A 25,939-nucleotide genomic window follows, 5' to 3' on the forward strand; every position below is an offset into this window, starting at 1 on the left:
TGGCACTCACACTTATCGGTAATCTGTTCTGTTAAAGAGCGTTGCTTTCGACTGCGTTCTACTTTAAACTGTGCGTTTGTTTCGTATCGCGTCATCAGCGAAGAAGGCGAACTATACGCCTCCACTAATCCCCTGTCAACTCCTGTCTGCATTTATTTTTGACTTTCTTCTCATTCAACTGTTTTTACTAAGTTTATTTTTGGTGCCTTTGACTCAGTCTTTGCGGTTTTATTTGACTCCGCTATCTGCCGATAGGGATGTTGACTTGTTTATAGCCTCTATTTCCTTCTACTTTTGATTAGATGACAGTACTATTTATCATGGTCTTTTTTGAGTTTAGCATTTTCATAGTATTCTTTTTTAAATCTCAATAATGCTATTTGCTTTTTTAATGTTTCCATGGTGTCGAGCAGCTTTTGTTCTTGCTGGCTAATTATATTCAGCCGCTGATCCAGTGTTTTGTCTCCTTGCAAACAGAGCTCTACATAGTGTTGAACATCTTTTATGGACATATTGGCATTGCGTAAACACTCGATTAATTTTGCCCATTGTAAATCTGCATCTGAAAAAAATCTTTTGTCATGCTGATCTCTCTGTAAGAACGGGAATAGATTAAGGGAATCGTAATAGCGCAGAGTATGTGCTGATAATCCAAGAATTTGGGCCGCTTCGGTTACAGAATATTTAGGTTTGAGGCTTAACTGTCCATTATTGGCTATTGATAAAATACAATCCTGTAAATCCACCATTTTTCACCTCTTTAGTTTTATAAATCAACAAAATATAACAGTTAGTAAAGACGGGATATTAAGCTTGACTTCGAGTTACTCTAATTATTACATTTAATGCCTATTAAATGAATAAAATCTGAAAGAATGGGAATATGAACCTAAATAATATTAGAAATTTTTGTATTATTGCTCATATTGATCATGGTAAATCTACGCTGGCTGACAGGTTAATTGAAATGACAAAAACGGTCAGCGAAAGAGAAATGAAAGAGCAATTATTAGATAATATGGAGCTTGAAAGAGAGCGCGGTATTACTATTAAGCTCCAGACTGTGCGTATGTACTATCAAGCCGAAGATCAAGCTGAGTATGAACTTAATTTGATTGATACGCCCGGTCATACTGACTTTGCCTATGAAGTTTCCCGCAGTTTAGCCGCTTGTGAAGGGGCATTATTGGTGATTGATGCCACACAGGGAGTGCAGGCTCAGACTATTGCTAATTTAAAATTAGCGCAGGAACAGAATTTAACGATTATTCCGGTTATCAATAAAATTGATATGCCAAATGCGGATGTAGAACGTGTTACCAAAGAGCTCGAAGAGCTGGATGGGATTAATCTAGACAATATTATATTGGCTTCGGCCAGAACAGGGGCCGGAGTCGATAATATTCTGAATGCTATTGTTAAAGAAATACCGGCACCTAGTGGTGAGCAGGATCGTCCTCTTCAGGCTTTAATTTTTGATTCGCATTACGATATGTATCGTGGTGTGGTTCTGCATGTCCGTATCTTCAATGGTTCGGTGACTACTGGTCAGAAAATTAAAATGATCAAAAGTGAACTGGAGTTTGAAGCATTACAGATTGGTGTATTTTTGCCTGAAATGAGGTCTGTTGAAACGCTTGTTGCGGGCGAGGTAGGCTATATTTCTACTAATATAAAGGTGGTGTCCAATGTAAAGGTTGGTGATACATTAATTGATATTAATGCGCCAGACACTCCGCCCGTACCCGGATATAAAGATGTTAAACCCATGGTATATGCAGGCTTGTTTCCTATTAAAAATGAGGAACAGGAAAAGCTGCGCGATGCGATAGAAAAACTGGCTCTGAATGATTCGGCCTTTATTTATCAACAGGAAAATTCTCTGGCACTTGGCAGTGGCTTTCGATGTGGCTTTCTAGGCATTTTGCACATGGAAATTATTCAGGAAAGACTAGAACGGGAACATGGTATTGAAATTATTTCTACGTTTCCCAGTGTTGAGTACCGGGTAACGCTTACGAATGGCCAGGTAATAACGGTAAATAATCCGACATTGTTACCGAGTTTTGAAAAAATAGCTTCCATTGAAGAACCTTTTATTGAGTCAGCCATTATTATTCCTGTGGAAAATATTGGCGAAATTATGAATCTGTGCCAGGAAAAGCGAGGTATATTTGTTGATATGACCTACCTCAATAATAAAATGGCGGAACTATTTTTTAAGCTGCCGATTTCTGAAATTGCCTATACTTTTTTCAATTCACTAAAATCCATCACGCATGGTTATGCTTCAGTTGATTACCGCGACAGATGTTATATTGCGTCTGATCTTGTGAAAATGGATATCTGGCTGAATGATGAAATAGTAGATGCATTTTCATTTATTTTACCGCGCAGCAGTAGTTATGAACGCGGTAAGCAAATAGCTCTGAAAATGAAGCATGTGATTCCGCGTAAGTTATATCCCATGCCAGTTCAGTCTGTGGTTGAAAACAGAGTTATTGCGCGTGAGGATATTCCGCCCTTACGCAAAAGCGTAACCGGAAAAGGATATTCCGGCTCTCTATCCAAAAAGAGAAAAATTGCTAAAAATATAAAAGATAATAAAGTCAGACAACGTAAATTTGGCGGTGTAGATATTCCTCAAGCTGCATTCCATGCGGTGCTGGATATTAGCTGATAAATGTTTATTTCTATCAATTTAAAACTAAGAGGGTATGCTTTTTCTATATCCTCTTAGTTTTTCTACAGCTATTGAAATAATACTTTGAGTATTAACTGTTTCAGCTTACATTTTTTGTACCTGGATTTCTTTCAGAAGGTTATATACGACAAAATTATTAATGGTTATATACCAGATAGATATAGCTTATGAAATGAAAACATCACTGGCAATCTGTTATATTTATTAGGAATTATTGACAACTAAAAGCAAAATAAATTGTCATGAATCAATCAAATAGAGTTCATTGAATATCGTAGTACAACTTTTAATATATCCTATCATTCCAGTCAGAAATCTATTTTAGAACAATATCAAAAAATAAATTCTCATAATGCAAAAAAACTCTGCTCGATAATTTAACTGAGTTAATTATTTAATCAGCTGTTCGTCATTAAGATGGTTTTAAGAAGTAGAGCAATCTTTTCCATTGTGGTCACGCATCAGCTCAAAATCATGACTCAGTGCAAAATTTGTTGCACTCAAGGCCTGCGATTTTATTAACACACTCCATAATATTGTTTGTTTTATAAAAAGAATTGTTATTTTATACATTATAAATGATAATGATTATTATTACTTTAATAAGGTACTCATTTAATGAAACCGTGTAATAACAGTCCTGCTTTTCGACTTTGGCAACTCACCTTTAAAAATAAAATTTTAATTATTTTATCTTGTTTATTTTCAGTTTTAAGTGTTGCTACTGCTTTTATCCCTTTTATTTCGGTTTATTATATTGTTTACGAATTAATAATGAGTTTAGCTAATAAGGACGTATTAAATAACGGGCTTATTATTCATTATGGTTGGCTGGCTTTTATTGCGGCTGCATTGTCGCTATTTTTTAATTTCCTTGCACTCTGCTTCTCGCATATTGCTGCGTTTAAAACGCTTTACTATTTGAAATATAATTTCGTTCGGTATTTATCATATTTACCATTAGGATTTTATACTGAACATTCGAGTGGAGAGTTACGAAAAATCGTTGATGATGATATTGAAAAGATAGAAATTTTTATTGCTCATCAACTCCCTGATATGGTTGGTTCGTTTGCGACTCCGATTATCATTTTAATTATTTTAGCTGTTTTTGACTGGCGTTTAGGGTTGGCAACGCTAGTACCCATTATTTTGGCTTATATTGTTTTGATAAGCGGCTACTGTCGTAAAGATATTAAAAACCATATGCAGGAGTTTCAAAATCGACTCATTGATATGAGTAATGCTTCAGTTGAATATATTCGTGGTATTGCTGTTGTAAAAGCTTTCAATCAAACTTTTTTCTCATTTAAACGCTTTTATGAGTCAATCAAAGCGTATCAAGTATTTTGCCTTAAGTTTACTGATTGTTTTAAATATCATATGGCATTTTTTCTACTGATATTAAATAACATCTATCTTTTTATTCTCCCGGTAATAATTTTCTTACTCGGTTCTGTAGATAATTATGCAAATTTTATCTTAGCTTCTATTTTTTATTTAATTTTTTCACTGGCATTACCAGCGCCTTTTTTAAAACTGATGTATGTTTCTCAAGGCCTTCAAAAAGCAGTTAAAAGCGTTGAAAATATGGATAGCGTTTTAAACGTAAAACCTTTAGCTGAACCCGAATCCGGTTTAGAAGTAAATCGTTATGATATTGGTTTTAATGATGTTACCTTTGCCTACAATAAGATTCAGGGTAGTGAGGCTTCAGAGAATAATGCGCTAAGTCACATTTCGTTTACGGCAAAACAAGGAACAACTACTGCTCTGGTTGGGCTTTCCGGCAGTGGTAAAAGTACAGTTTCATTGCTTATTCCTCGCTTCTTTGATCCTGATGAAGGTTCGATAACGATTGGTGGTGTAGATATTAAGCAAATGAAAAGTGAGTATTTATTGTCGTTAGTGAGTTTTGTGTTTCAGGATGTTTTTCTCTTTAAACAAACTATTTTAGATAATATTAAAATCGGCAAACCCGATGCCCGGTTAGATGAAGTTATTGCCGCCTCTAAAGCTGCACAATGTCACGAATTTATTGAAAAGCTGCCAGACGGCTATCAGTCGGTAATAGGTACTAAAGGACTGCATCTTTCAGGCGGTGAAATGCAACGTTTAGCAATCGCCCGCGCATTATTAAAAAACTCACCTATTTTAATTCTTGATGAAGCCACTTCTTTTGCTGATCCTGAAAATGAATACAAAATTCAGCTTGCCTTGAAAGTTTTGATGCAGGGTAAAACCGTTATTATGATTGCTCATCGTTTATCAACAATAAAAGATGCAAATCAAATTGTGGTATTAGATAAAGGTCGAATTGTTGAAAAAGGAACGCATGAGCAGCTAATCGATAAGCATCATACCTATTACAAAATGTGGCAATACTATAAGCAAACATTAAATTGGCAAATGTATCAGTCTGGTCAAGATGATGAGGTGGCATATGTTTAAAAAATTATTGATGTTGTCTGATGCAGAGAATAAAAATCTTAATCAAGCTATTATCGCCTGTATCATCTCTAATTTGACATTAATGTTACCGTTTGTCATTTTATTACAGATAATTATCCTGCTAATTAAGCCATTAACTGACCAAATTCCTGTAAATATAAATTACTTATGGATTATGGCGGGAGCAGGCGTAGTTTCAGCCTTATTATTCTTATTTTGTTATAAAAGAGAATATGAAAAAACTTATGCTAATGCTGTTAGTCAGGCAGCCAATACCCGAATTGAAGTTGCTGAAAAAATCCGCAAACTACCGCTTAGTTTTTTCAACCGAAAAGATCTTTCTGAACTTACGGCTAATATTATGGGTGATTGTGCCGTTATTGAGAACATGCTTAGCCATGTGATACCCCAATTAATCGGTTATTCAATCAGCAGCCTGATAACTTGTTGTTTATTGGCATTTTATGATTGGCGGATGGCTGGTGCTATTTTTTGTACTCTGCCGATTTCTATTATTATTGTTGTTATTGGTAAAAGACTTGAACAAAAATTTGGTGAAAAACATGTTCAGGCTAAATTAATTGTTTCCGACGAAGTTCAGGAATATCTGGATGGTATTAAAATCATCAAAGGTTACGGAATAAGTGGTAAAAAATTCCAACGTCTGGATAAAGCCCTAAAAAAAATGATGTGGGCATCAATTAAATTTGAAGGAATAGGAGGAATTATTGTCACTTTGTCTACTATGACATTACAAGTCGGTTTAGGCATAGTGGTTTTACTCGGTGTTTCGCTGATGGTTTCTGGCAGCTTAGATCCAATTACTTTTATTGCCTTTGTTATTATCAGTTCACGAATTTATAGCCCTCTGATTTCTATTTTGACATTATTACCCGAGCTGTTTTATATGCTTGTTTCCATCGATAGAATGAGAAGTTTACAATCTGAGTCTATTATGGAAGGAAAAGAAGATGTGACTTTTGCTAATCATACTATCAATATTGATCATGTTAATTTTTCCTACAATCAAATAAACGTTATTAATAATTTAAGCTGCACTATTCCGGAAGGAAAAATGACAGCATTAGTTGGACCATCAGGTAGTGGTAAAAGTACTTTATTACAATTGATTGCGCGCTTTTGGGATGTAAATTCGGGGAGGATTACCATTGGTAATCTCGATATTAAGCAAATTGACCCTGAAACCTTGATGCATTCAATGGCTTTTGTTTTCCAACAGGTGGTATTGTTTGATGATACGATTATGAACAATATTCGCATCGGAAGGCATAATGCGTCTGATGAAGAAGTCAAACTTGCCGCTAAAATAGCCAGATGTGATGAACTAATTGCCCGATTACCTGATGGCTGGAATACCTTAATAGGTGAAAACGGCAGTAAATTATCGGGCGGCGAAAGGCAACGAATCTCAATTGCCAGAGCATTATTAAAAAATGCTCCTATTATTTTGCTTGATGAGGCTACCGCCTCATTGGATCCTGAAAATGAGATTTATATTCAGGAAGCAATCGCCAGTCTGGTCAAAGACAGGACTGTAATCGTTATTGCTCATCGTTTAAAAACGATTATCGGTGCGGATAATATTATTGTTCTGGATAAAGGCTCAATTGCGGAACAAGGTAATTATCAAGACTTGATGGACAATAATGGTTTATTTACTAAGCTTTATAGTTTTCAAAAACAAGCATTATCTGTTAATTATTGATTAATTATTTTTCTCATAATTATCGGTATATGCTATAGCGACATCACTGATAAGAAACAGGCGCAGGTTGCAGTCATTCATTTAACGGGGAAATACCATGTTTTATTTATCTGATGCTGAGCTGGATAAACTATTACTCGATGATATCGCTTATGGTGATTTAACCACCCGTGCTTTAGGTTTTGGCCGGCAGGCTGGAAAAATGACATTCTGTCGCCAGAAAGCTGGCAGGGTTAGTGGTGTGGCCATTGCGGCCAGGCTATTGCAGAAGCTTGGGCTGGAAGTAGTGATACAAGAACAAGATGGTACTGATGTTAATGCTGAAACCGTGCTGTTAACCGCTTTTGGTCAAGCTGAAAATCTGCATCAGGGCTGGAAGGTGACACAGAATGTACTGGAATGGTGCAGTGGTGTAGCACAATATATGGCGCAAATGCTGGCAAGCGCACATGAGATTAATCCGCTGGTACAAATTGCCTGCACGCGTAAGAGTATTCCCGGTACGAAATCTCTGGCTATTGCGGCTGTAATAGATGGCGGAGGAATATTACATCGTGCCGGCACAGCTGAGTCTGTTTTGCTGTTTGCCAATCACCGCCATTTTTATGAGCAGCCGGATGATTGGGCTGCTATGGTAACGCGTTTAAAGTATGCTGCGCCGGAAAAGAAAATTATTGTCGAAGCAGATAATATCGAAGAGGCTTTTGCAGCACTGGTAGCACAGGCAGATATTGTACAGCTGGATAAGTTTACGCCGGAAGAATTTGCAATGGTGTTAGCAAAACAGCAAATATTAGCGCCAATGAGTTTATTGTCTGCTGCCGGTGGCGTTACTTTATTAAATATAGCGGAATATGTTCGTGCGGGAGCGCAATTACTGGTTACCTCTGCGCCCTATTATGCCCCGCCGGCAGATATTAAAGTGAAATTGCAACCTGTTTAATGCTAATTTGTGTTTTAAATGATTAGCTGATGGTTTACTGCATAGTATTGGCGACGACATTAACTATGGTTGATGGAATAGTTATAAATAATAGTGCATCAACCATAGTTAATTCTAAGTAACTAATTATCTGCTTTACTTATCCAGACCCTGCTGCACCATATGCGCCGCTCTGATTACTGCTCTGGCTTTATTTTGAGTTTCCTGCCATTCCAGCTCTTCATCTGAATCAAAGACGATACCGCCACCACTTTGTACATATAGTGTATTGTTTCTGACAACACCAGTACGAATAGCGATACATAAATCCATATCTCCGGAAAAACTCAAATAACCGGCTGCTCCGCCATAAACACCGCGTTTGTTTGGCTCCAGTTCTTCGATGATTTCCAGAGCACGCACTTTTGGTGCGCCTGAAAGCGTACCAGCCGGAAAGGTGGCAGCCAGTACATCCAGATTCGATGTTCCATCCTGTAATTCACCTTCAACATTGGATACCAGATGCATTACATGAGAATAGCGTTCGATAATCATTTTATCGGTAACTTTTACCTGACCGATTTTACTAATGCGTCCGACATCATTGCGTCCAAGATCAATTAACATGACATGCTCGGCCACTTCTTTAGGATCATTTATCAGATCCTGTGCCAGTGCCTGATCTTCGTCTGGTGTTCTGCCCCGAGGACGCGTCCCGGCAATAGGACGTACTGTAACGCTGCTTTGTTCACGTCTTACCAGAATTTCCGGAGAAGACCCTACCACATAGAAGTCGTCAAAATGATAATAAAATAAATAAGGGGAAGGATTCAAAGTACGCAGAGCACGGTACAGACTCAATGGATTATCGTAAAAAGGCATGCTGAGGCGCTGACTGGGGACAACCTGCATACAATCGCCATTGAGAATGTACTCTTTTACTTGTTTAACATAATTTTTATATTGTTCTTCGCCAGTTTCTGTCACTGGCTCAGTTAATTCACTGCCAAGTGACAATGGCAACTGCACACTCTGACGCAGCGCGGTGCGTAACTCTTCTAAACGTGCTCTGGCCTGCTGATAACCATCTTTTTTACTGGTATCGGCATAAACAATCAGATAAATTTTGCCTGATAAATTATCCACAACCGCCAGCTCTAATGAAAGCAGCAGAAAAATATCGGGCACTCCAATCGGATTAGGTTTGTCTGCCTGCTTCAGCCGGTGGGCTATCTGTTCAAAGTGATAAATGGTTTCATATCCGAAATAACCTACCAATCCGCCTGTAAATCTTGGCAGGTCAGGAATATCAGGAGTTTTATATCTGTTCTGAAATGTTTTAATGAATTCCAGCGGATTACCCTGATGCGTTTCTATTAGCTGATTTTTCTGGTATACCCTTGTGTTTTGTCCGGATATTTTAATATAGGTATCACAGGGCAAACCGATAAAAGAATATCGACCAAAACGCTCACCATTTACTACCGACTCCAGCAAATAGCTGAATGGTTTATTTGCCAGTTTCAGGTAAAGTGATAATGGTGTATCCATATCTGCCAGCACTTCCTGTACTAATGGAATATGAGTATAGCCGGCAGTCATTTGTTGCTGATATTCAGCTAAAGTGATCATGATTTATGCTTGGTGTTGTTTAAAAGGTGTGGTTTCTGATTGGAAATTTTTACAAATAGTACTATTTTCCTTTTCAATATCATAACTTAAATCCGCTTTAAAAGCATTTATCAGATGTATACCTGAAGTAATGGAATGGTCTCTGACTCTGCAACTCATTTCCGTATTATCAATGGTATTGCTTATTCCATAAGCAATTACCTTTCTTTTAACTATATACTATCCAGAATTTTCCAGTCGATTTTTAACTCATATAAGCTAATAAAAAAGCTGCTTAGTGTAGCTAAGCAGCTTTTTAAAACAGACCCGTTTAGTCTTCGGCAGGCATTTCACCATCAGTATCATCCAACTGCCCTTCGGTATTCTGAGCAGTGATGCCTACTTTATTGCGAATTTTAAGATTAATTTCGTCGGCTATTTCCTGATTATCTTTCAACCATTGACGTACATTGTCTTTACCCTGACCTATTTTGCTGCCATTGTAGCTGTACCATGCACCTGATTTTTCAACAATGCCTAGCTTAACGCCGATATCAATCAACTCACCTTCCCAGCTGATACCTTCGCCATACAAAATATCGAACTCAGCCTGTTTAAATGGCGGAGCTACTTTGTTTTTGATTACTTTAACGCGTGTTTCATTACCAATAACATCATCACCTTTTTTAATCTGGCCGGTTTTACGGATATCCAGACGTACAGATGAGTAGAATTTCAGTGCATTACCACCAGTAGTGGTTTCAGGATTACCAAACATGACACCGATTTTCATACGAATCTGATTAATGAAAATAACCAGAGTATTGGTTTTTTTGATGTTACCAGTTAGTTTACGCAAAGCCTGACTCATCAGACGGGCCTGCAAGCCGACATGACTGTCACCCATTTCGCCCTCAATTTCAGCCTTGGGTACCAGAGCTGCAACCGAGTCAACAACAACCATGTCCACCCCGCCACTGCGAACCAGCATGTCACAAATTTCCAGAGCCTGTTCGCCGGTGTCAGGTTGTGATACCAGTAATTCTTCAACTTTTACCCCAAGTTTACGGGCGTAAATCGGGTCAAAGGCATTCTCGGCATCGATAAATGCACATACACCACCATCTTTCTGACACTGTGCTATGGCTTCCAAACACAGCGTGGTTTTACCGGAAGATTCCGGTCCGTAGATTTCTACGATACGACCACGTGGTAAACCACCCACACCCAGAGCCAGATCCAGTCCGAGTGAGCCGGTAGAGATTACTTCGAGATTTTCATCGGTATGGCTGCCATCCATTTTCATGATGGAACCTTTACCAAAATTCTTTTCTATCTGCGCCAGTGCCGCAGCCAAAGCCTTGCTTTTTTCATCTGACATATTGATATGCTCGCTTGTACTGTATGATTAACTTAATAAAGTTAATTATCGCATAAGCCTATGATTAGATGTTTAGCAAAAGCTTATTTATGCTATCTATTTGAATTATACGATTTTGTTATTTGTTACTGAGTAGTGGAATGCCCGTCTGCAAAAGGTTATACAAAGCTGTAATGACTTCATTCAAATGCTAATTTACGAATTTTTATTTAATTTTAGCCAGATAGCAGTCAAGTTTATAACGGGTTGATAAAGATGATACACTATTGGTTTACATTAGTGACTATTTTGTCACGATAACCATAACATCAATGATTGCCATCTGCCGTTATGGTGCTTTTCTAAAAATAATGATATTTGAACAGTCATCTATTCTATCCAATTCGTAACAGTTGTATGTATTTGCAGACAACAACTGGAGGTTGTCAAAATGAATGCTTTTGCCAGCCTGGGTTTATCTCAGGAAATTGTTTCTGCGCTAACAGAACAGGGTTATCACGAACCTACACCTATACAGTATGCGGCTATTCCGAAAGCACTGGCAGGTATGGACTTACTTGCTGCCGCACAAACAGGCACAGGAAAAACTGCAGCCTTTATGCTGCCCAGTCTGGAAAGACTGAAACGCTATGCCAATACCAGTACATCTCCGGCAATGCATCCTGTGCGTATGCTGGTACTGACACCAACCCGTGAGCTGGCTGACCAGATTGATCAGAATGTACAGAGTTATCTGAAAAATCTTTCTTTACGTCAGACTGTGCTGTTTGGCGGGATGAATATGGAGATTCAGAAACAGGATTTACGTCAGGGCTGCGAGATTGTTATTGCCACAGTAGGACGTTTGCTTGACCACGTACAACAAAAGAATATCCAGCTAAACAAAGTAGAAATTGTGGTTCTGGATGAAGCAGACCGAATGCTCGATATGGGCTTTATTGACGATATCCGCAAAATCATGCAAATGCTGCCATCACAGCGTCAGACTTTACTGTTTTCAGCAACTTTTGCACCGGCCATTCAGCGGCTCGCTCAGGATTTTATGCATAATCCGGAAAAAATTCAGGTAGCGGCACAAAATACCACTTCTGCCAATGTGGAACAGCATATTATTGCACTGGATAACGGACGCAAGCGTTCACTTCTGCAGCGGCTGATCTGTGATCTGAACATGAATCAGGTAATTGTATTCTGTAATACTAAGCAAAGTGTTGATCAGGTTAATCGCGAATTGAACCGCCGCGGGATAAGTGCACAAGCCATTCATGGCGATAAATCCCAGCAAACACGTCTGGAAACACTGGCACAATTCAAGGAAGGCAGTTTGCGTGTTCTGGTGGCCACGGATGTAGCGGCACGCGGTCTGGATATTGCTGAACTTCCGTTTGTCATCAATTATGAACTACCTTTGAATGCCGAAGATTACGTACATCGTATCGGACGTACCGGTCGTGCCGGCGCTGAAGGGGTAGCTATTTCCCTGATGGATGAGCAGGAACAAAAAGTATTTAATGCAATAAAAGAATTAACTCAGAATAACCTGCAAATTGAACGCATTGAAGGCTTTGAACCGCGCTGGTGGGAACAGGCACCCGCTGAAAATAAAGCGTCACAGACTTCTTCGGTTAAAGTTGAGAGTGATAAACCGCGTCAACGCGAACGAGCAGCTAAAGCCAATCAGGCTAATGCAAATAATCAGACAGGCAGAACTCAGGATAGTAATGACGTAAGTGTCAGTTGTCAGCAAATTCCGGGACGTGCGCGCCGTTTCAGCCGTCATAATCATCCGCAATGCGCTCTGCTTCAGCCGGATTATGGTGTACGTAAAACCAAAATCAGCCTTTAATTTTTGCGATTAATTATTTGAAATAGCTATTGTTTTAACAATAGCTATTTTTGTTTGTATTAAAATTAAGAAAATAGTTGGGAATTAGTCCAACTACCGGTATAATACCGCGCTGTGGCGGGTCTCCCCGCATGGTTATTTAGGACAACGGGTCAGGTGCGGAAGCAAGCAGCCCATCTTAAAGCGACCAGTGCCGGGGGTTTGGCTCGCCACCTTCATTTCTAAATTTTCTGTATATTCCTCATTTTTTCCCATTATTATCAAATAATTATTGTATTTAATCTGTCACCTTGCTAATCTGCTTTAATTATATTGTGACAAAGGTTTGTACAATGAACCGCCGCTTTATTTCATATATCTTCATAGTATTACTATCTGTATATTCAACAAGTAGCAGTCTGGCAGAAGAAATAAAATTAAATTATGGTGTAGTGGAGCTGAGTGCACAGGCGTCGCAAACCGTTACCCGGGATGAAATGGTGCTGGTATTAAAGATTCAGCAACAGGGAGCGGACAGACAACAGATCAGCAATAAAGTTACCAGTCAACTGAATCAGATTCTGGCTAATGCACACCGGCATGCTGATTTTAATACCACACAATTAACGCGTGCGGTTGAGCCAAAATTTGATTATCAAAAAGATAAACGCATCGATAATGGCTGGCAAGACAGTGCTCTGATACAGATTAAAAGTACAAATTTAGTGGCTTTAAATCAGTTCGCTACTACAGTACAGCGTCTGGCAACCATTGAAGCTATAAATTATCAGGTTGCGGATACAACACTGAAAAACTATGAAACAAAATTAACCCGACAGGCCATTGCCCGTTTTCAGGAGCGTGCAACACAAATTACTCACGAACTAGGCGGTCATGGATACAAAATAGTGAATATAAATTTAGGCAATAGCCAGCCTACCCAGAATTATGCAGCCTATGCTCAACCTATGATGCTAAGCCGTACAGCCGGTTCTGCTCCGGTTCAGGATATTGCAGCCGGTGAAACTCGCCTCACATTAAACATTAATGGAAAAATTCAGATAACCGGACTACCTGAATAAAAAAACAGTCACTCTTACTTAAATTAATTCAATACCTATATGAATTCTGAACAATAATCTGGATAAAAGAAAAGCCAGCTTAAAAAAGCTGGCTTTCTTATTAACTGGCACGCCCACGGGGAATCGAACCCCGGTTACCGCCGTGAAAGGGCGATGTCCTAACCGCTAGACGATGGGCGCGGAAACTTGGTGCACCCGGAGCGATTCGAACGCCCGACCCTCTGGTTCGTAGCCAGATACTCTATCCAACTGAGCTACGGGTGCGAGAAAGATGTGCAGTATAGGTAACATCGGCATTACTGTCAAGACCAGTCATAATTAAAAAATAGCAATATTAAGCAATATACTGTTTTATCGACAGATAAATTCATATTTAAATTCTGAAGACCTGTATAGATAGTGTTTATATAAATTCATTAAACTTCTTAGTATAAAGGCATTATTCTATAACCTGTATTTTAGTATAAAATGACTATTTTTTAAGCGTTAGTTATTTGCGTCATGAGTATTGTTACCAACGATGACGCCGCTGCATTTGCCGAGCTGGCAGCGGTTTTTTGTACGCTGCCTCTGCCTGTTGCCATAGTCGATCTTGAAACCACCGGTGGCCATTTCGCTCAGGACCGGATTACTGAAATTGCTATTTTACGTTTTCATCAGGGTTGTATCAGCCGACATCAATGGCTGGTTAATCCGCAGCAACCCATCAGCGATTTTATTACTAAGTTAACAGGTATCAGCAACGAAATGGTGCAGGATGCACCGAGCTTTACCGACATTGCAGGTGAGCTTCTACCTTTACTGCGCGGGCACCTTCTGGTCGCACATAATAGTCGCTTTGATTACACTTTTTTGCGTCATGCTTTTGCACGCAATAATATTAATTTTGCAGCACCAACACTTGATACAGTCCCCTTTTCACGCAAATTATACCCGCAGCATTTTAAACATAATCTGGATGCCATTATTGCGCGTTTCGAAATTGATCTGAACGCAGCCGACCGCCATCGTGCCATGGGTGACGTTCTTGCTTTAACTGAGTTTTTACAGCGCAGCTTGCATGAGCAAGATAATGCCCGTTGGCAGTCTCAGTGGCGAACAATGATTAAACCAGGTTATTTCCCTGCATGGCTTAAACCTGAATTACGTCAGCAATTATATGCATTGCCAGACAGCTCCGGGCTTCTGTTACAACATACTCCGAATCAGCCTGAATCTTTAATGATAGTGGAACGGGCTTTTACCGATATATGTATACAGTTTCAGCGCCAAAATACACAAAGCTACTGGAAAAATACTACAGAAATTAATTTTATTCCCGCAGTCAGCTCTTTGCATGCATTATGGCTATATGGTTACTATCAGTTACACCCACAAACACAGACACATTTATCCAAATCTTCCTCACCTGCTAACTGGTATACAGTTTCTTTTGTAGCCAATCAGCGCGGACAATTACAAGCAAGAGTTATTCGGCTGCAGGAAGAAATATTGCGACATCCGCCTTACGGATTATTTGCTCATCCGCGTGCAGCAAAACGTGCATTATCTGACTGGGCACGCCGCTATGATCTGTGCCCAGCGGTACTGGATATTCTGCCGCAAAGCATCAGCACTCATGAGCCTTGTCCGAAACAGGCTGCTCATTTATGTGATGGTCACTGTCGTAAAGAAACAGCTATGGATGAACAAAATGACAAAGTTATGCAATATGCGCCATTGTTACCGGTTTGCGACTGGGGCAAATGGCATCAGATACGTGTTACTGAAACAGATGCCGTAACTGATACGAATGTGACGATTGAGGCTCAGGCAGGCTGTATCCGGCTGGATGACCTGCACTGGTATTTTCATCCTCTTTTACCTAAACTACTTAAACAGCGATTGAAAAAACCGGAAAATATCGAATTTATACGCTAATTAAAATAAAAATCAGGCTGTAGCAAAAATTTTGCTACAGCCTGATTTTTTAATGCATTAAACCCTAATCAGGATTTACTCTGTTGTAGATCAACTGATTTTTCTGTTGGCCCACCGTCACGTGTAGTATTTTTGCTTTTAGGATGTGTCAGCTGCTCGTGGCTATGTATCACGTTAGGACCGATACGATCAGGTACCTGATCCGGCATGCCGTTAATTGGGATGACGGCCGCTTGCATCACATCAGTATAAGGCAAGGTCGAATCCGCATCTGTTTGCGGATTTTTATTTTCTGAACTGGTCATAAATGCCAAAGTGACACTTTTATCAGCACGTTTCTGTAGCAGTTCCTGCAAAGTATTTTTTTCCATCAATTGCTTTGCATCAATATTAAGTTGTTGCAATACTTTTTCATAGCAGCGGTTTAACTCATCTACAGCACTGGCCGTATGAATAAAATGCTGGTCTACCTGTTGACGATAACTGTCAAAACTGGCTTTAACTGACTGATATTGCTGATTCTGACTACTGTGCCGCAATAACAGCCACATCAACCCCATACCAAGCACCAAACCGATTATGGCAGCAATTAATACATACAACCAAACCTGACCATTCATGCTGTTTTCCTTTTCCTGTTGAATATCATATCTGACATCAGCCCCATGCAGATTACTTTATCATTATGGTTAGCATAGCATAACGTATTCCGGATTATTATTGATTAAAGATTTAACTGTTTTATGCAATTTTATCTGAATATATTCAAAATTGAATCATAAGATGATATACAGTATCCGGCCAGTAATAACACCAGTAAACTAAAAATTGCCGCAATCAAATCGTCCAGCATAATACCGAACCCGCCGTGTACCCGGGCGTCAAACCAACGAATAGGCCATGGTTTTACGGCATCGAAGAAACGGAAAATAACAAAAGCAGCCAGCCACCATATCCAGCCTGCCGGGATACAAAATAAAATCAGCATCATAGCAGCAATTTCATCCCAGACGATGCCTCCATAATCCTGCCGGCGCAATGCTTGTTCAGTATAATCACAAATAAATATACCAACCAGAAACAGCAACAAAGCAAAAATGATATTCAGCCACAGGGGTAATCCCAGCATAAGCCATAATGCAGCCAATGGAATGGCTGGTAGCGTCCCGAATGTTCCGGGTGCTTTCGGCGCTAATCCCGTACCAAAACCAAAACCCAGCCAGCATACCGGATGCCGGCACAACCAGCGCCAGGTAGGTGTTACCGGTGCTGTAGTCAAATCTTGTTCAGCCAAAATGGTCAAATCCTTGTTTAGATAAGCTGATAATATTGCCCGCATTATCTTTTAACTGCAATAGTCCTGATGCAGTAATAGCACCAATCCGTGTTACCGGTGTAACAGTAGTCTGAGCTGCTGTTAAAATTGCTTCACGTTTTACAGGAGGTGCAGTAAACACCAGTTCATAATCATCACCTCCGGCCAGCATCCATTGCCTTAATTGCTGCTCATCATCAGATATCTGCCGTAAAGTCTGTAAGCCGGGAATAGCATCGACATTCAACTGTGCACCCACCTTACTCGCAGCCAGAATATGTCCGATATCCTGAGCCAGACCATCAGAAATATCCTGCGCAGCATGCGCAAGGGAGAGCAGCTGTCTTCCTAGTGCAACCCGCGGTTCCGGACGCAGACGTTTCTGTTCACACGTCTTATATACATCTACGGGTAATTTTACTTTTCCCCAGTGCATATCCAATGCAGCGGCAGCCAACCCCAACTGACCGGACACCCAGATATCATCACCGATTTTTGCAACATCACGCCGCAAAGCCTGTCCTCTAGGTGTTTCACCAATAATATTAACATTAAATATCCAGTTACCTTTAGTGGTATCACCACCAATCAGTGTTACCCCAAAGCGCGCAGCAAGAGCAAACAAAGCATCACAAAACGCTGCTAACCATTCCTTATTTAGCTCAGGCAGCGCCACACTAAGCAATACCCAGCGCGGACTGGCTCCCATAGCGGCCATATCCGACAAATTAACAGCCAATATTTTATGCGCCAGATCCCCCGGGGCAACATCCGGAAAAAAATGTGTTCCGCCTATCAGCATATCAGTACTGAAATGCAGATCATAGCCACTACGAGGTCTTATAATAGCGGCATCATCCCCAATACCCAGAATAAGTTGCTCATCCTGCTGCAGACGATGTAAATATTGACGAATAAAATCAAATTCATTCACGATAGACAGACTTTAGAATACAAATCAGATTCAGATTTTAAGATGTCTGCCTGAATCTTTCCAGAAAAGTCTATTACCATAATCAGGCAGAGTTTATTGCCTTATCTAAAGATATCATTGCTTAGATTTAAAATAAATTTCTCCAATAATTAAAAAGTTATACAATCAATTCTAGATAAATCCATACAATAAATATATATGAATAAAACATTAAACAACGATTTAACTGCCATCCATGAGCTTTTAGAAAATACTTTTCATCAATCTATCGACTTTCTAAACAACCTCGACAGTATGCCAACATGTTGCCAATTAACTCAGCAACAGCAAAATAGTTTGCCGCAACTGAATCTACCCGAACAAGGTTATGGCGGATTAGCGGCCTTAAATCAATTTAATACTCAGTTTAAAGAGTTTATTGTTGCTTCAGGCGGTCCCAGATATTGGGGGTATGTAACCGGAGGCAGTACACCGGCTGCAATAATAGGCGATATTCTGGCCACTATTTACGATCAGAATACTCAGGCTATCAGCGGCGAGGGGGATGTATCTGCACATATTGAAATTCACACAACTGATTTATTACTGGATTTATTCAATCTGCCAAGGGAATTTACCGGCGGATTTGTCACCGGCACGACCATGGCAAATTTTTCTGCGCTGGCTGTGGCCAGACAATGGTATGGCACTCAGTTTAAACAGGATATTGCTGCGGATGGTTTAATAAATCTGTCACTGCCAGTTATCTCGGCTACCCCTCATTCATCAGTATTAAAATCATTGGCTATGCTTGGTTTAGGCAGAAATAACTTAATTACCATTCCTACTCTTTCAAATCAGCGTGAAGCCATTAACGTAGCCGAATTAAAACTGTTTATTGAAGATCGTTTCAAACATCAGCCATTTATTCTGGTTTTAAATGCGGGCACAGCCAATACAGCTGATTTTGATGCTATTGCGGAAATTATGGATTTGAAGCATAGCTATAACTGTTGGATACATATTGATGCCGCCTTTGGAGCATTTGCCGCCTGCTCTTCACACTATCCGCATTTACTTAATGGTTGGGAAATGGCTGACAGCATTGCCATAGATTGCCATAAATGGTTAAACGTACCTTATGAAAATGCCTGCTTTTTTATACGAAAAGAGCATTTCAGCTTACAGTTTAACCAGTTTAAAAACAGCAGCGCTCCATATCTGGAAAATCAACTGGAAAATTTTAACTTTATGAATATCTTGCCGGAAAATTCCAGAAGACTAAAAGCATTACCAGTATTGTTCAGCCTGTTAGCCTATGGCAGAGAAGGGTATCGGTATATTGTGGATAATTCTATTGAGCTGGCTCAAGAATTTGGTAACTATATACGTAAAAGCAGCCATTTTGAATTATTGGCTGAAGTACGTTTAAATATTGTCTGCTTTAAAGTTACTGCTGCATGCGATACCGCTGAATTTCTGCAAAGATTAAATAAAACCGGTCTTGTATTTATGACACCAACCACTTTTAATCATGAAAAAGGTATACGTGCAGCATTTGTAAACTGGCGAACTACTATTGAAGATATTAAATTAGTATGTTCATTAATTGAAAACATGATCAATAGTAAATAACTTTTAAGAAGTAAAATATTAATCATACATATTGATTAAAGCTATACATAATTTATTATTCAAGCTATATAGATAGTTTTATCCTTTTTAGAATTTATAAATATTTACTCTGATTAAGTGATTATATTATTATTTTTTAAGAATTTTTTATACTATTCATTTATCAGTTTTTAGGAATGCCATGACCTAATTGTTTAAAACAACTATTTGCTATGTATGAACTTTCTAGGGAATACCAGTTTTTCTCCTTTCTAAATATCTTTATAGCAATTAGTTAAAACACTCAGGATTAGAATTCATATTTCATTTTACAGAATTAGATTAATAGTTACAGTTGTTCGTAATAAATATAAAATTTTAATAATTCTTATATTTATTATTCAATTAACTTTATATTTAACTATAAATAGATATGCCCAACATACTTATATTAGGAGCCAGATCACCAGCCAGCCTGACATGGGCTCGATTACTGGCTAAGGCTGGTTATCGGGTGCATATGGCTGATAGCATGAGTTATGCGTTAAGCCGTTACAGCAGATATATAGTGAGTTATACCCGTCTTCCTCTACCTAAATCTCAAACCGGTTTGTGGCTGGAGGAGCTTATAAAATTACTGACACAAGAAAAAATTCATACAATTATTCCAAATTGCGAAGAGGTATTTTATCTGGCTTCAGCCAATGACCTCATTCAACAGATTCACCCTTGCCAGCTATTCACCAGTTCCATTTCACTACTAACGCAATTACATCATAAAGGCTTTTTTGCTCAACTAACACAAAACTGGCCTGTTTCAAGTCCTGATACTCTTTTACTAACTAATCAGGCAGAGTTTACCTTATTTAAACAACAACAATTTTCCGCCGATAAACAATGGGTTTTTAAGCCAGCATTTTCACGTTTTGCTACCCAGACACTAATTTGTCCGCATACTATCAACTACAATCAGCTTCAGGCATCACCACAACAACCCTGGGTTGCACAGAAATATATATCGGGGAAAGAATACTGCAGTTACAGTATTATCAGACATGGTGAAGTGATTGCTCATAGCTGTTATCATCCAAAATACCGGATTGGTAAAGGTGCCGGAATATACTTCAATCCAGCACAACATCTTGAAATACGTGAATTTGTTGAATACTTCGCTGCGCAAACCCATTATCACGGTCAAGTGGGATTTGATTTTATTCAAGACGCGTCAGGTAAAATATTTGTACTGGAATGCAATCCCCGCGCCACAAGTGGTATTCATTTCATGACTGCTCTGTCACAGACAATACAAACTTCTATTGTCCAAACAATACTAAATCTGGGCATGAATTCATCTGTCACTTTAGATGAAATGAGCTTTAATTCTCCCCAAATGCATAGTTTATCTATGCTATTAACACCCCAGCAATGGCGATTTTGGAAAAACCCAACTTTCTGGCATGACTATAAAGAGGCTCAGGATATTGTATGGGAAAAAGGCGATACCCTGCCCTATTGGACACAATTTACGACTACAACAGAACTACTTTTGCGCGCTATACAACTGCATATCACCCCATTAGCAGCTACAACCGCAGATATTGAGTGGGATGGTATGCCCATCGTCTTCAATTAATTTTTTATTTCATTATGCAAAATAAACTTTCACTAAATTCATCTCAACACAAGCAGGATTTTGTAGAAGTATTATGTACACAAGGCAATCACTTTGTTAATAATGCTCCTTTTCAAGTCACCAGCACTGAGATTAATAACGAAAAAGTCCCTGTTATCTGGAATACCAGCAACAACCCGCAAACAAGCTGGATAGCCAGTTTACTCAACAGCTATGGACCTTATGCGCGCGCCGAACTGGAATTAATTCATACTCCAAAATATCTGCGACTATTTTTTGCCGGATTATCCTATATTGCACAGTTATCAATGCAGATGAGTGGCTTGGGTAGTGGTATTTTTCTGGATCACTGGTTTTTAGCGACTAATATCTATCCCAGCAATCGTACTGCCAATGATATTTTGCTGGCAGTAAAAAATTTAATAAAAGAGGCTGCTGATAAAAATCTTAATAATTTACCTATTATCATCCGTTCATTGACACCAATATTTCATGCCGACATGATCAATGAGCTGCAACAAAATGGTTTCTTATTGATTCCAACACGACAAGTATGGATTGCAAGCAATCTACATGAACCCAGCTGGCGCCGGCATGCAGATGTGAAAAGGGATCTTCGTTTGGAAAAAAAATATACCTCTCAGTCGGAATGGGTGGCAGGTACAGATTTCTCTGATGATGATTTTGAACGAGCTTTATTTTTTTATAATCAACTGTACCGAAAAAAATATCCACCATATAATCCAGACTATTCTGTAGATTTCTTTAAAACGGCAGTACAGACAGGTTTTATACAATTTTATGGTTTACGGTTAGTGAACCACTCAGACACTTCATCAAAAAATCCTTTAAGCGGGTTTGTTGGTCTTACTCGACGTGAAAATCAATTTGCAACTCTCATACTCGGATATGATTTGGAGCTGCCCATACAATATGGACTTTATCGTCGATTGATGCTGAAAGCTTTTTTAGAAACGGAAAAACATCGCGGTATATTGCACTGTAGTGCTGGCGCAGGAAATTTTAAAGCACAACGAGGTGCTCAGTTTTATCCTGAATTCGCTGCTATATGGATGCAGCATTTGCCGGGCTACCGCCAGAGCATATTTAAAACTTTGAATAAGATCATTAATACTTTTATTACTCCTTATGCAACTAAAAAACAGTTTTAACTCAACCAAATCACCTTCTGAAACTGTTAAAACAGACGACGCTACTTTAATTATAGATCGGATCGTTTGCAGACCTCGCTCATGCGAAAAATTTTGCAGTTAAAAGAGCGGGAGAAGCTAAAGTATATTTTTTGACGTATCTGAATAGATGGGAAATTGGATTAAAAGTACTTCTATTGTTTAAACAGAATATAAAAAATCGACTAAATTTAGGCAGTTTAACAGCTAAGGATGAATATGATGATAATAAAACTCAAGAATGTCCAGATGGATTCATATACTTTTCAAATTTTATATAATATTTAAAAGATGAAGCACAATATTCAAAAGACGATATTTATAATTCTAAGTTAATTCTAGAAATATTATGGAATAGCGGAATACCTGCAATAGCAAGTTGTGATTTTGAAGAAAAATTACCCAAAATTGGTGGTTATAAAAATTTAGATATTCCCTGGTAATCTAAAATATATATTTATTAAAATAATTTTTACATGAAAATTAGCTAAAGAAATATCAATTCATTTTAATTGCTAAAATATATTTTTGTCCTTCTTTCTCTGCCCATCTGATGGGTACATCATCCATAAAAAAGGTTTAAACCAAGTCATTCTTTCAGCTTTAAAGAGCGGATGTACAAAAATCTGAGCATCTAAAGCCGGTAAAGTAATTTCTTTCCTGTATGCCTAATATACTGTTATTATTTCTTTATCAAAAATCTTTTATTTCTTTTTCTTTCATAGAATATCTATATAAATAAAATTCAACTGTAAATTAAGGCAACAGACCGCTTAACTCTCCCAGAAACCAGTTTACCCGTGGATCAGGCGTAGGACGGGTAACAGCAAAATGATTTACTATATTAGTCGCCTGCTGTGCCAGTAATGGCACCAGTTCACCTGTACGAACATAAGGCTCAGCCATATCTTGTGATAAAAAACCAAGATGGCTGCCTGCAAGAATAAACAATAATGTTGCCCGCTCTTTATCTGCAGTAGCCGTAGTTACTCCGGCAGAAAAGCCGGCATTAGCCGGAAAATCAGCATAGGTACGTTTTACCCAATGATATTCTTCAGCAAGCTGATTTAACGTTAAATCCTTTACTTTTGCAGCCGGATGTTCTGCATGACAATAAACATGCTCACGCTGCTCGAAAACTATCTGATATTGCAAATTTTTCAGCAGACTATAGTAATAGCCAATACCAAAATCCATCTGATTATTGGCAATAGCGGTTTCGATATCATGTGGCGCACAAATATCAATAGTCAAACGCAGCTCCGGATAATGCTGATAGGCACTGGCAATGACCTGATTAAAAATACGCTGAAAATCAGGTGGTAAATACTCAACTAAGCCAATTCGCAACTTACCGGAAAGCACAGAACGATGCCATTTAATATTCTGTACTTCCCGATGAAACTCAGATGTTGCCTGTAAAAGTAATGTACAAGCTTCATATAATTGATGTCCGGCTTTAGTCAGCCCAAAACCGGAACGACCGCGCCGGCATAATATCACGCCCAGACTTTCTTCCAGATGCGCCAAATGCATACTGATTGCCGATTGTGACATATTCAGCCGTTTCTGTGCAGCAGTCACACCTTGACATTCAACAATGGCCACAAATGCCTGTAAAGCCTTCAAATCATGTTTAATCAAGGTATGCAACATCACTATTTCCCCATATCAGAAATCAGCTCAAAACCGGAATAGATACGTCATCATCACAGGCGGCAGACAGCACCTGATTTAAGACCGCAAAAAATTCACTGCCATCCCGTGCTGAAAGCCATTGACCGTTCTTGCAGGCAAAATGATAACCGCCACTTTTTGCCGCTATCCATAATTCCTGAGTGGCAGCATGCCGGTTTACAATAATCTGCTCTCCGCTTTCCGCTTCAATTGTGAGTACATTTCCGCCAGCTTCACAATCGAGATCCCAACCGCCTTCATCTATTTTTTCCTCAATATAGCCAAACAAATCATCACTATATTGCAAAAATTCACTTTCGGTCATCTTACTTACCATACCCCTGTATTTTATTACATTCAAACTGTTATCTTGCCATATAATATGTTTAAATCCTAGTTTTATCCGTTCTGGCAGTACAGCTGTTCACTGCCAGCTTAACTACAATAGGTCAGATTAATGTTTCGTTTCTTCTTTTTAACTGTAATTGCAACCAGTTGTTTAGCGGCCTGTGGTTATAAAGGTGATCTTTATTTGCCAAAAGAGGGAGATAAAGCTAAATACGGACCTGTACAAACCGGACTGACTATTGATCCGATTGATCAGAAAAATTTACCTAAACATGACTAATTCCCTGAAATGTGAACAAGTACCCTACTCTGTACTGGCTGCACAGTATGGTACACCATTATATGTTTATAGCCAGAAAGCAATGACAGATGCTTTTAATCTTTATCAGCAGGCTTTTGCCGATTTAAAACCTTTAATATGTTACGCAGTCAAAGCTAATGGAAATTTATCTATTCTGCGCTATTTTGCCAGTCTGGGCTGTGGTTTTGATATCGTTTCAGGCGGGGAATTAGAACGGGTGTTACTGGCTGGCGGAGCTGCCGACAAGGTCATCTTTTCCGGGGTGGGCAAAAGCAGTGCTGAAATTGAATTTGCCCTGAAAAACAATATTCGCTGTTTTAATGTTGAATCACTGGCTGAGCTGGAACGTATTAATAGTATTGCCCAGCGTCTGAATAAAATTGCTCCGGTATCATTGCGTATTAATCCTGATGTTGATGCTCATACCCATCCGTATATTTCTACTGGGTTAAAAGCCAATAAATTCGGAATTGCCAGTCAGGATGCATTAACAGCATATCAGCTTGCGGCTACATTACCGCACTTAAAAATTACAGGAATTGACTGCCATATTGGATCACAACTCACTGATTTATCACCCTTAATCGAAGCATTACAACGATTATTGGTACTAGTAGACAAACTAGACGAACTGGGAATTCAGATAGAGCATATTGATTTGGGTGGTGGCATAGGTATTGTTTATCAAAACGAAAATGTGCCTGATCTGAATGCTTATGCAGCAGCAGTCAGCAAATTGTTATCCGGGCGTAATCTGCCATTAATACTCGAGCCCGGGCGCAGTCTGATTGGTAATACCGGCAGTTTGCTCACTACAGTTGAATACATTAAACAAGGTGAAGAAAAGAACTTTGTGATTGTTGATGCGGCCATGAATGATCTGATGCGGCCTTCACTATATCAGGCCTATCACAACATTATTAACGCCAGTCCGACAACAGCAGATAAATTTGTTGCTGATGTCGTCGGACCAATTTGCGAAACCGGAGATTTTCTGGCTAAAGACCGAACCATTGCAGCTAAAGCAGGTGATTTACTGTTAATACAAAGTGCCGGAGCATATGCTTCCAGTATGGCAAGTAACTATAACACTCGCTGTCGTGCCGCTGAGGTATTGGTTAATGGTACAGAACATCATCTTATTCGTCAGCGAGAAACAATTGACAGTCTGTTGGCTACCGAAACAGCATGCTTATGAATAACCCATGCTTATTGTAATAATGAAGTACAAGTATAGCGTTATCTATCAGTATTTTTGCACAGACGCTATACTAATTTTATGTTACTCATTGAAAAGCTTTTCAGATATTGAATATTCTCCGGCTG

General features: G+C 39.0%; 19 protein-coding genes, 2 tRNA genes, 1 other RNA gene and 2 pseudogenes. 13 read left to right on the forward strand and 11 right to left on the reverse strand.

The window, feature by feature from the left end; genetic code table 11:
* Window positions 1–311: 311 nt before the first annotated feature.
* A complete protein-coding gene (locus tag H3T84_RS08645; RefSeq protein WP_198218874.1) occupies window positions 312–749 on the reverse strand; it encodes a MerR family transcriptional regulator in 438 nt (145 codons plus the stop codon).
* 134 nt (window positions 750–883) lie between these two features.
* Between H3T84_RS08645 and lepA the strand changes: the two genes are divergently transcribed.
* From lepA to modD, 4 genes are all read left to right on the forward strand, one after another.
* Window positions 884–2,680, forward strand: coding sequence for a translation elongation factor 4 (gene lepA / locus H3T84_RS08650; RefSeq protein WP_198218875.1), 1,797 nt, complete (start codon window positions 884–886; stop codon window positions 2,678–2,680).
* A gap of 642 nt (window positions 2,681–3,322) precedes the next feature.
* Window positions 3,323–5,155, forward strand: a complete 1,833-nt coding sequence (locus H3T84_RS08655; protein ID WP_198218876.1) for an ABC transporter ATP-binding protein — start codon at window positions 3,323–3,325, stop codon at window positions 5,153–5,155.
* Window positions 5,148–6,881: an ABC transporter ATP-binding protein gene (locus H3T84_RS08660; protein WP_198218877.1), complete on the forward strand. Its 1,734-nt coding sequence runs from the start codon at window positions 5,148–5,150 to the stop codon at window positions 6,879–6,881. Before H3T84_RS08655 ends, H3T84_RS08660 begins: the two co-directional genes overlap by 8 nt.
* A gap of 97 nt (window positions 6,882–6,978) precedes the next feature.
* Window positions 6,979–7,824, forward strand: coding sequence for a ModD protein (modD, locus tag H3T84_RS08665; RefSeq protein WP_198218878.1), 846 nt, complete (start codon window positions 6,979–6,981; stop codon window positions 7,822–7,824).
* A 135-nt stretch (window positions 7,825–7,959) separates the two neighbouring features.
* Here modD and trpE read toward each other — a convergent pair whose 3' ends face one another.
* On the reverse strand, window positions 7,960–9,435 hold the full coding sequence (gene trpE / locus H3T84_RS08670) for an anthranilate synthase component I (protein WP_198218879.1): 1,476 nt from the start codon (window positions 9,433–9,435) through the stop codon (window positions 7,960–7,962).
* A 310-nt stretch (window positions 9,436–9,745) separates the two neighbouring features.
* Window positions 9,746–10,795: a recombinase RecA gene (gene recA, locus H3T84_RS08675; protein WP_037392494.1), complete on the reverse strand. Its 1,050-nt coding sequence runs from the start codon at window positions 10,793–10,795 to the stop codon at window positions 9,746–9,748.
* A gap of 430 nt (window positions 10,796–11,225) precedes the next feature.
* On the opposite strand from recA, the pseudogene H3T84_RS08680 reads away from it, so the two are divergent.
* The 3 genes and pseudogenes from H3T84_RS08680 to H3T84_RS08690 all read left to right on the forward strand — a co-directional run.
* Window positions 11,226–12,462, forward strand: a pseudogene (locus H3T84_RS08680) (DEAD/DEAH box helicase); the annotation flags it as partial.
* 295 nt (window positions 12,463–12,757) lie between these two features.
* Window positions 12,758–12,855, forward strand: an RNA gene (gene ffs, locus H3T84_RS08685) — signal recognition particle sRNA small type.
* A 118-nt stretch (window positions 12,856–12,973) separates the two neighbouring features.
* Entirely contained in the window at window positions 12,974–13,702 is a 729-nt protein-coding gene (locus H3T84_RS08690; RefSeq protein WP_037475244.1) for an SIMPL domain-containing protein, read from the forward strand.
* 105 nt (window positions 13,703–13,807) lie between these two features.
* On the opposite strand, the gene H3T84_RS08695 is transcribed toward H3T84_RS08690, so the two are convergent.
* Window positions 13,808–13,882 (reverse strand) — tRNA-Glu (locus H3T84_RS08695).
* A 7-nt stretch (window positions 13,883–13,889) separates the two neighbouring features.
* Window positions 13,890–13,966: transfer RNA gene (locus H3T84_RS08700), tRNA-Arg, on the reverse strand.
* Between the two features lie 237 nt (window positions 13,967–14,203).
* Here H3T84_RS08700 and H3T84_RS08705 point away from each other — a divergent pair.
* A complete protein-coding gene (locus tag H3T84_RS08705) occupies window positions 14,204–15,622 on the forward strand; it encodes a 3'-5' exonuclease family protein (RefSeq protein ID WP_037475242.1) in 1,419 nt (472 codons plus the stop codon).
* A 68-nt stretch (window positions 15,623–15,690) separates the two neighbouring features.
* On the opposite strand, the gene H3T84_RS08710 is transcribed toward H3T84_RS08705, so the two are convergent.
* From H3T84_RS08710 to thiL, 3 genes are all read right to left on the reverse strand, one after another.
* The gene (locus tag H3T84_RS08710) at window positions 15,691–16,242 is read right to left on the reverse strand and encodes a ZapG family protein (protein WP_198218880.1); all 552 of its coding nucleotides are present in this window, start codon (window positions 16,240–16,242) and stop codon (window positions 15,691–15,693) included.
* A gap of 131 nt (window positions 16,243–16,373) precedes the next feature.
* The gene (locus tag H3T84_RS08715; protein WP_370385788.1) at window positions 16,374–16,925 is read right to left on the reverse strand and encodes a phosphatidylglycerophosphatase A; all 552 of its coding nucleotides are present in this window, start codon (window positions 16,923–16,925) and stop codon (window positions 16,374–16,376) included.
* Complete coding sequence (gene thiL, locus H3T84_RS08720; protein WP_037475239.1) at window positions 16,909–17,871, reverse strand: thiamine-phosphate kinase; 963 nt, start codon at window positions 17,869–17,871, stop codon at window positions 16,909–16,911. The genes H3T84_RS08715 and thiL overlap by 17 nt, the downstream gene beginning before the upstream one ends.
* Window positions 17,872–18,069: 198 nt before the next feature.
* Here thiL and H3T84_RS08725 point away from each other — a divergent pair, with 198 nt between their 5' ends.
* The 3 genes from H3T84_RS08725 (at window position 18,070) to H3T84_RS08735 (ending at window position 22,269) form a co-directional block, all read left to right on the forward strand.
* Complete coding sequence (locus tag H3T84_RS08725) at window positions 18,070–19,485, forward strand: pyridoxal-dependent decarboxylase (protein WP_037475236.1); 1,416 nt, start codon at window positions 18,070–18,072, stop codon at window positions 19,483–19,485.
* Between the two features lie 412 nt (window positions 19,486–19,897).
* The gene (locus H3T84_RS08730) at window positions 19,898–21,097 is read left to right on the forward strand and encodes an ATP-grasp domain-containing protein (RefSeq protein ID WP_198218881.1); all 1,200 of its coding nucleotides are present in this window, start codon (window positions 19,898–19,900) and stop codon (window positions 21,095–21,097) included.
* A 14-nt stretch (window positions 21,098–21,111) separates the two neighbouring features.
* Window positions 21,112–22,269 carry a hypothetical protein gene (locus H3T84_RS08735; protein WP_037475230.1) on the forward strand — a complete coding sequence of 386 codons (1,158 nt, stop codon included), beginning with the start codon at window positions 21,112–21,114 and terminating at the stop codon, window positions 22,267–22,269.
* A 533-nt stretch (window positions 22,270–22,802) separates the two neighbouring features.
* Here the strand turns inward: H3T84_RS08735 and H3T84_RS12510 are convergent.
* From H3T84_RS12510 to cyaY, 3 genes and pseudogenes are all read right to left on the reverse strand, one after another.
* Window positions 22,803–22,943 (reverse strand): annotated as a pseudogene (locus tag H3T84_RS12510) (DUF4291 family protein); the annotation flags it as partial.
* A gap of 100 nt (window positions 22,944–23,043) precedes the next feature.
* Window positions 23,044–23,943 carry a LysR family transcriptional regulator gene (locus H3T84_RS08745; RefSeq protein ID WP_078474528.1) on the reverse strand — a complete coding sequence of 300 codons (900 nt, stop codon included), beginning with the start codon at window positions 23,941–23,943 and terminating at the stop codon, window positions 23,044–23,046.
* A 22-nt stretch (window positions 23,944–23,965) separates the two neighbouring features.
* Window positions 23,966–24,289 carry an iron donor protein CyaY gene (gene cyaY, locus H3T84_RS08750; RefSeq protein WP_078474527.1) on the reverse strand — a complete coding sequence of 108 codons (324 nt, stop codon included), beginning with the start codon at window positions 24,287–24,289 and terminating at the stop codon, window positions 23,966–23,968.
* Window positions 24,290–24,421: 132 nt separating this feature from the next.
* Between cyaY and H3T84_RS08755 the strand changes: the two genes are divergently transcribed.
* Both H3T84_RS08755 and lysA read left to right on the forward strand, forming a co-directional pair.
* Window positions 24,422–24,592: a lipoprotein gene (locus H3T84_RS08755; RefSeq protein WP_078474526.1), complete on the forward strand. Its 171-nt coding sequence runs from the start codon at window positions 24,422–24,424 to the stop codon at window positions 24,590–24,592.
* The gene (gene lysA, locus H3T84_RS08760) at window positions 24,585–25,811 is read left to right on the forward strand and encodes a diaminopimelate decarboxylase (RefSeq protein WP_198218882.1); all 1,227 of its coding nucleotides are present in this window, start codon (window positions 24,585–24,587) and stop codon (window positions 25,809–25,811) included. Before H3T84_RS08755 ends, lysA begins: the two co-directional genes overlap by 8 nt.
* Window positions 25,812–25,939: the final 128 nt, after the last annotated feature.

It is taken from the genome of Snodgrassella sp. M0110 (assembly GCF_016101465.1).
Lineage (GTDB): Bacteria > Pseudomonadota > Gammaproteobacteria > Burkholderiales > Neisseriaceae > Snodgrassella > Snodgrassella alvi.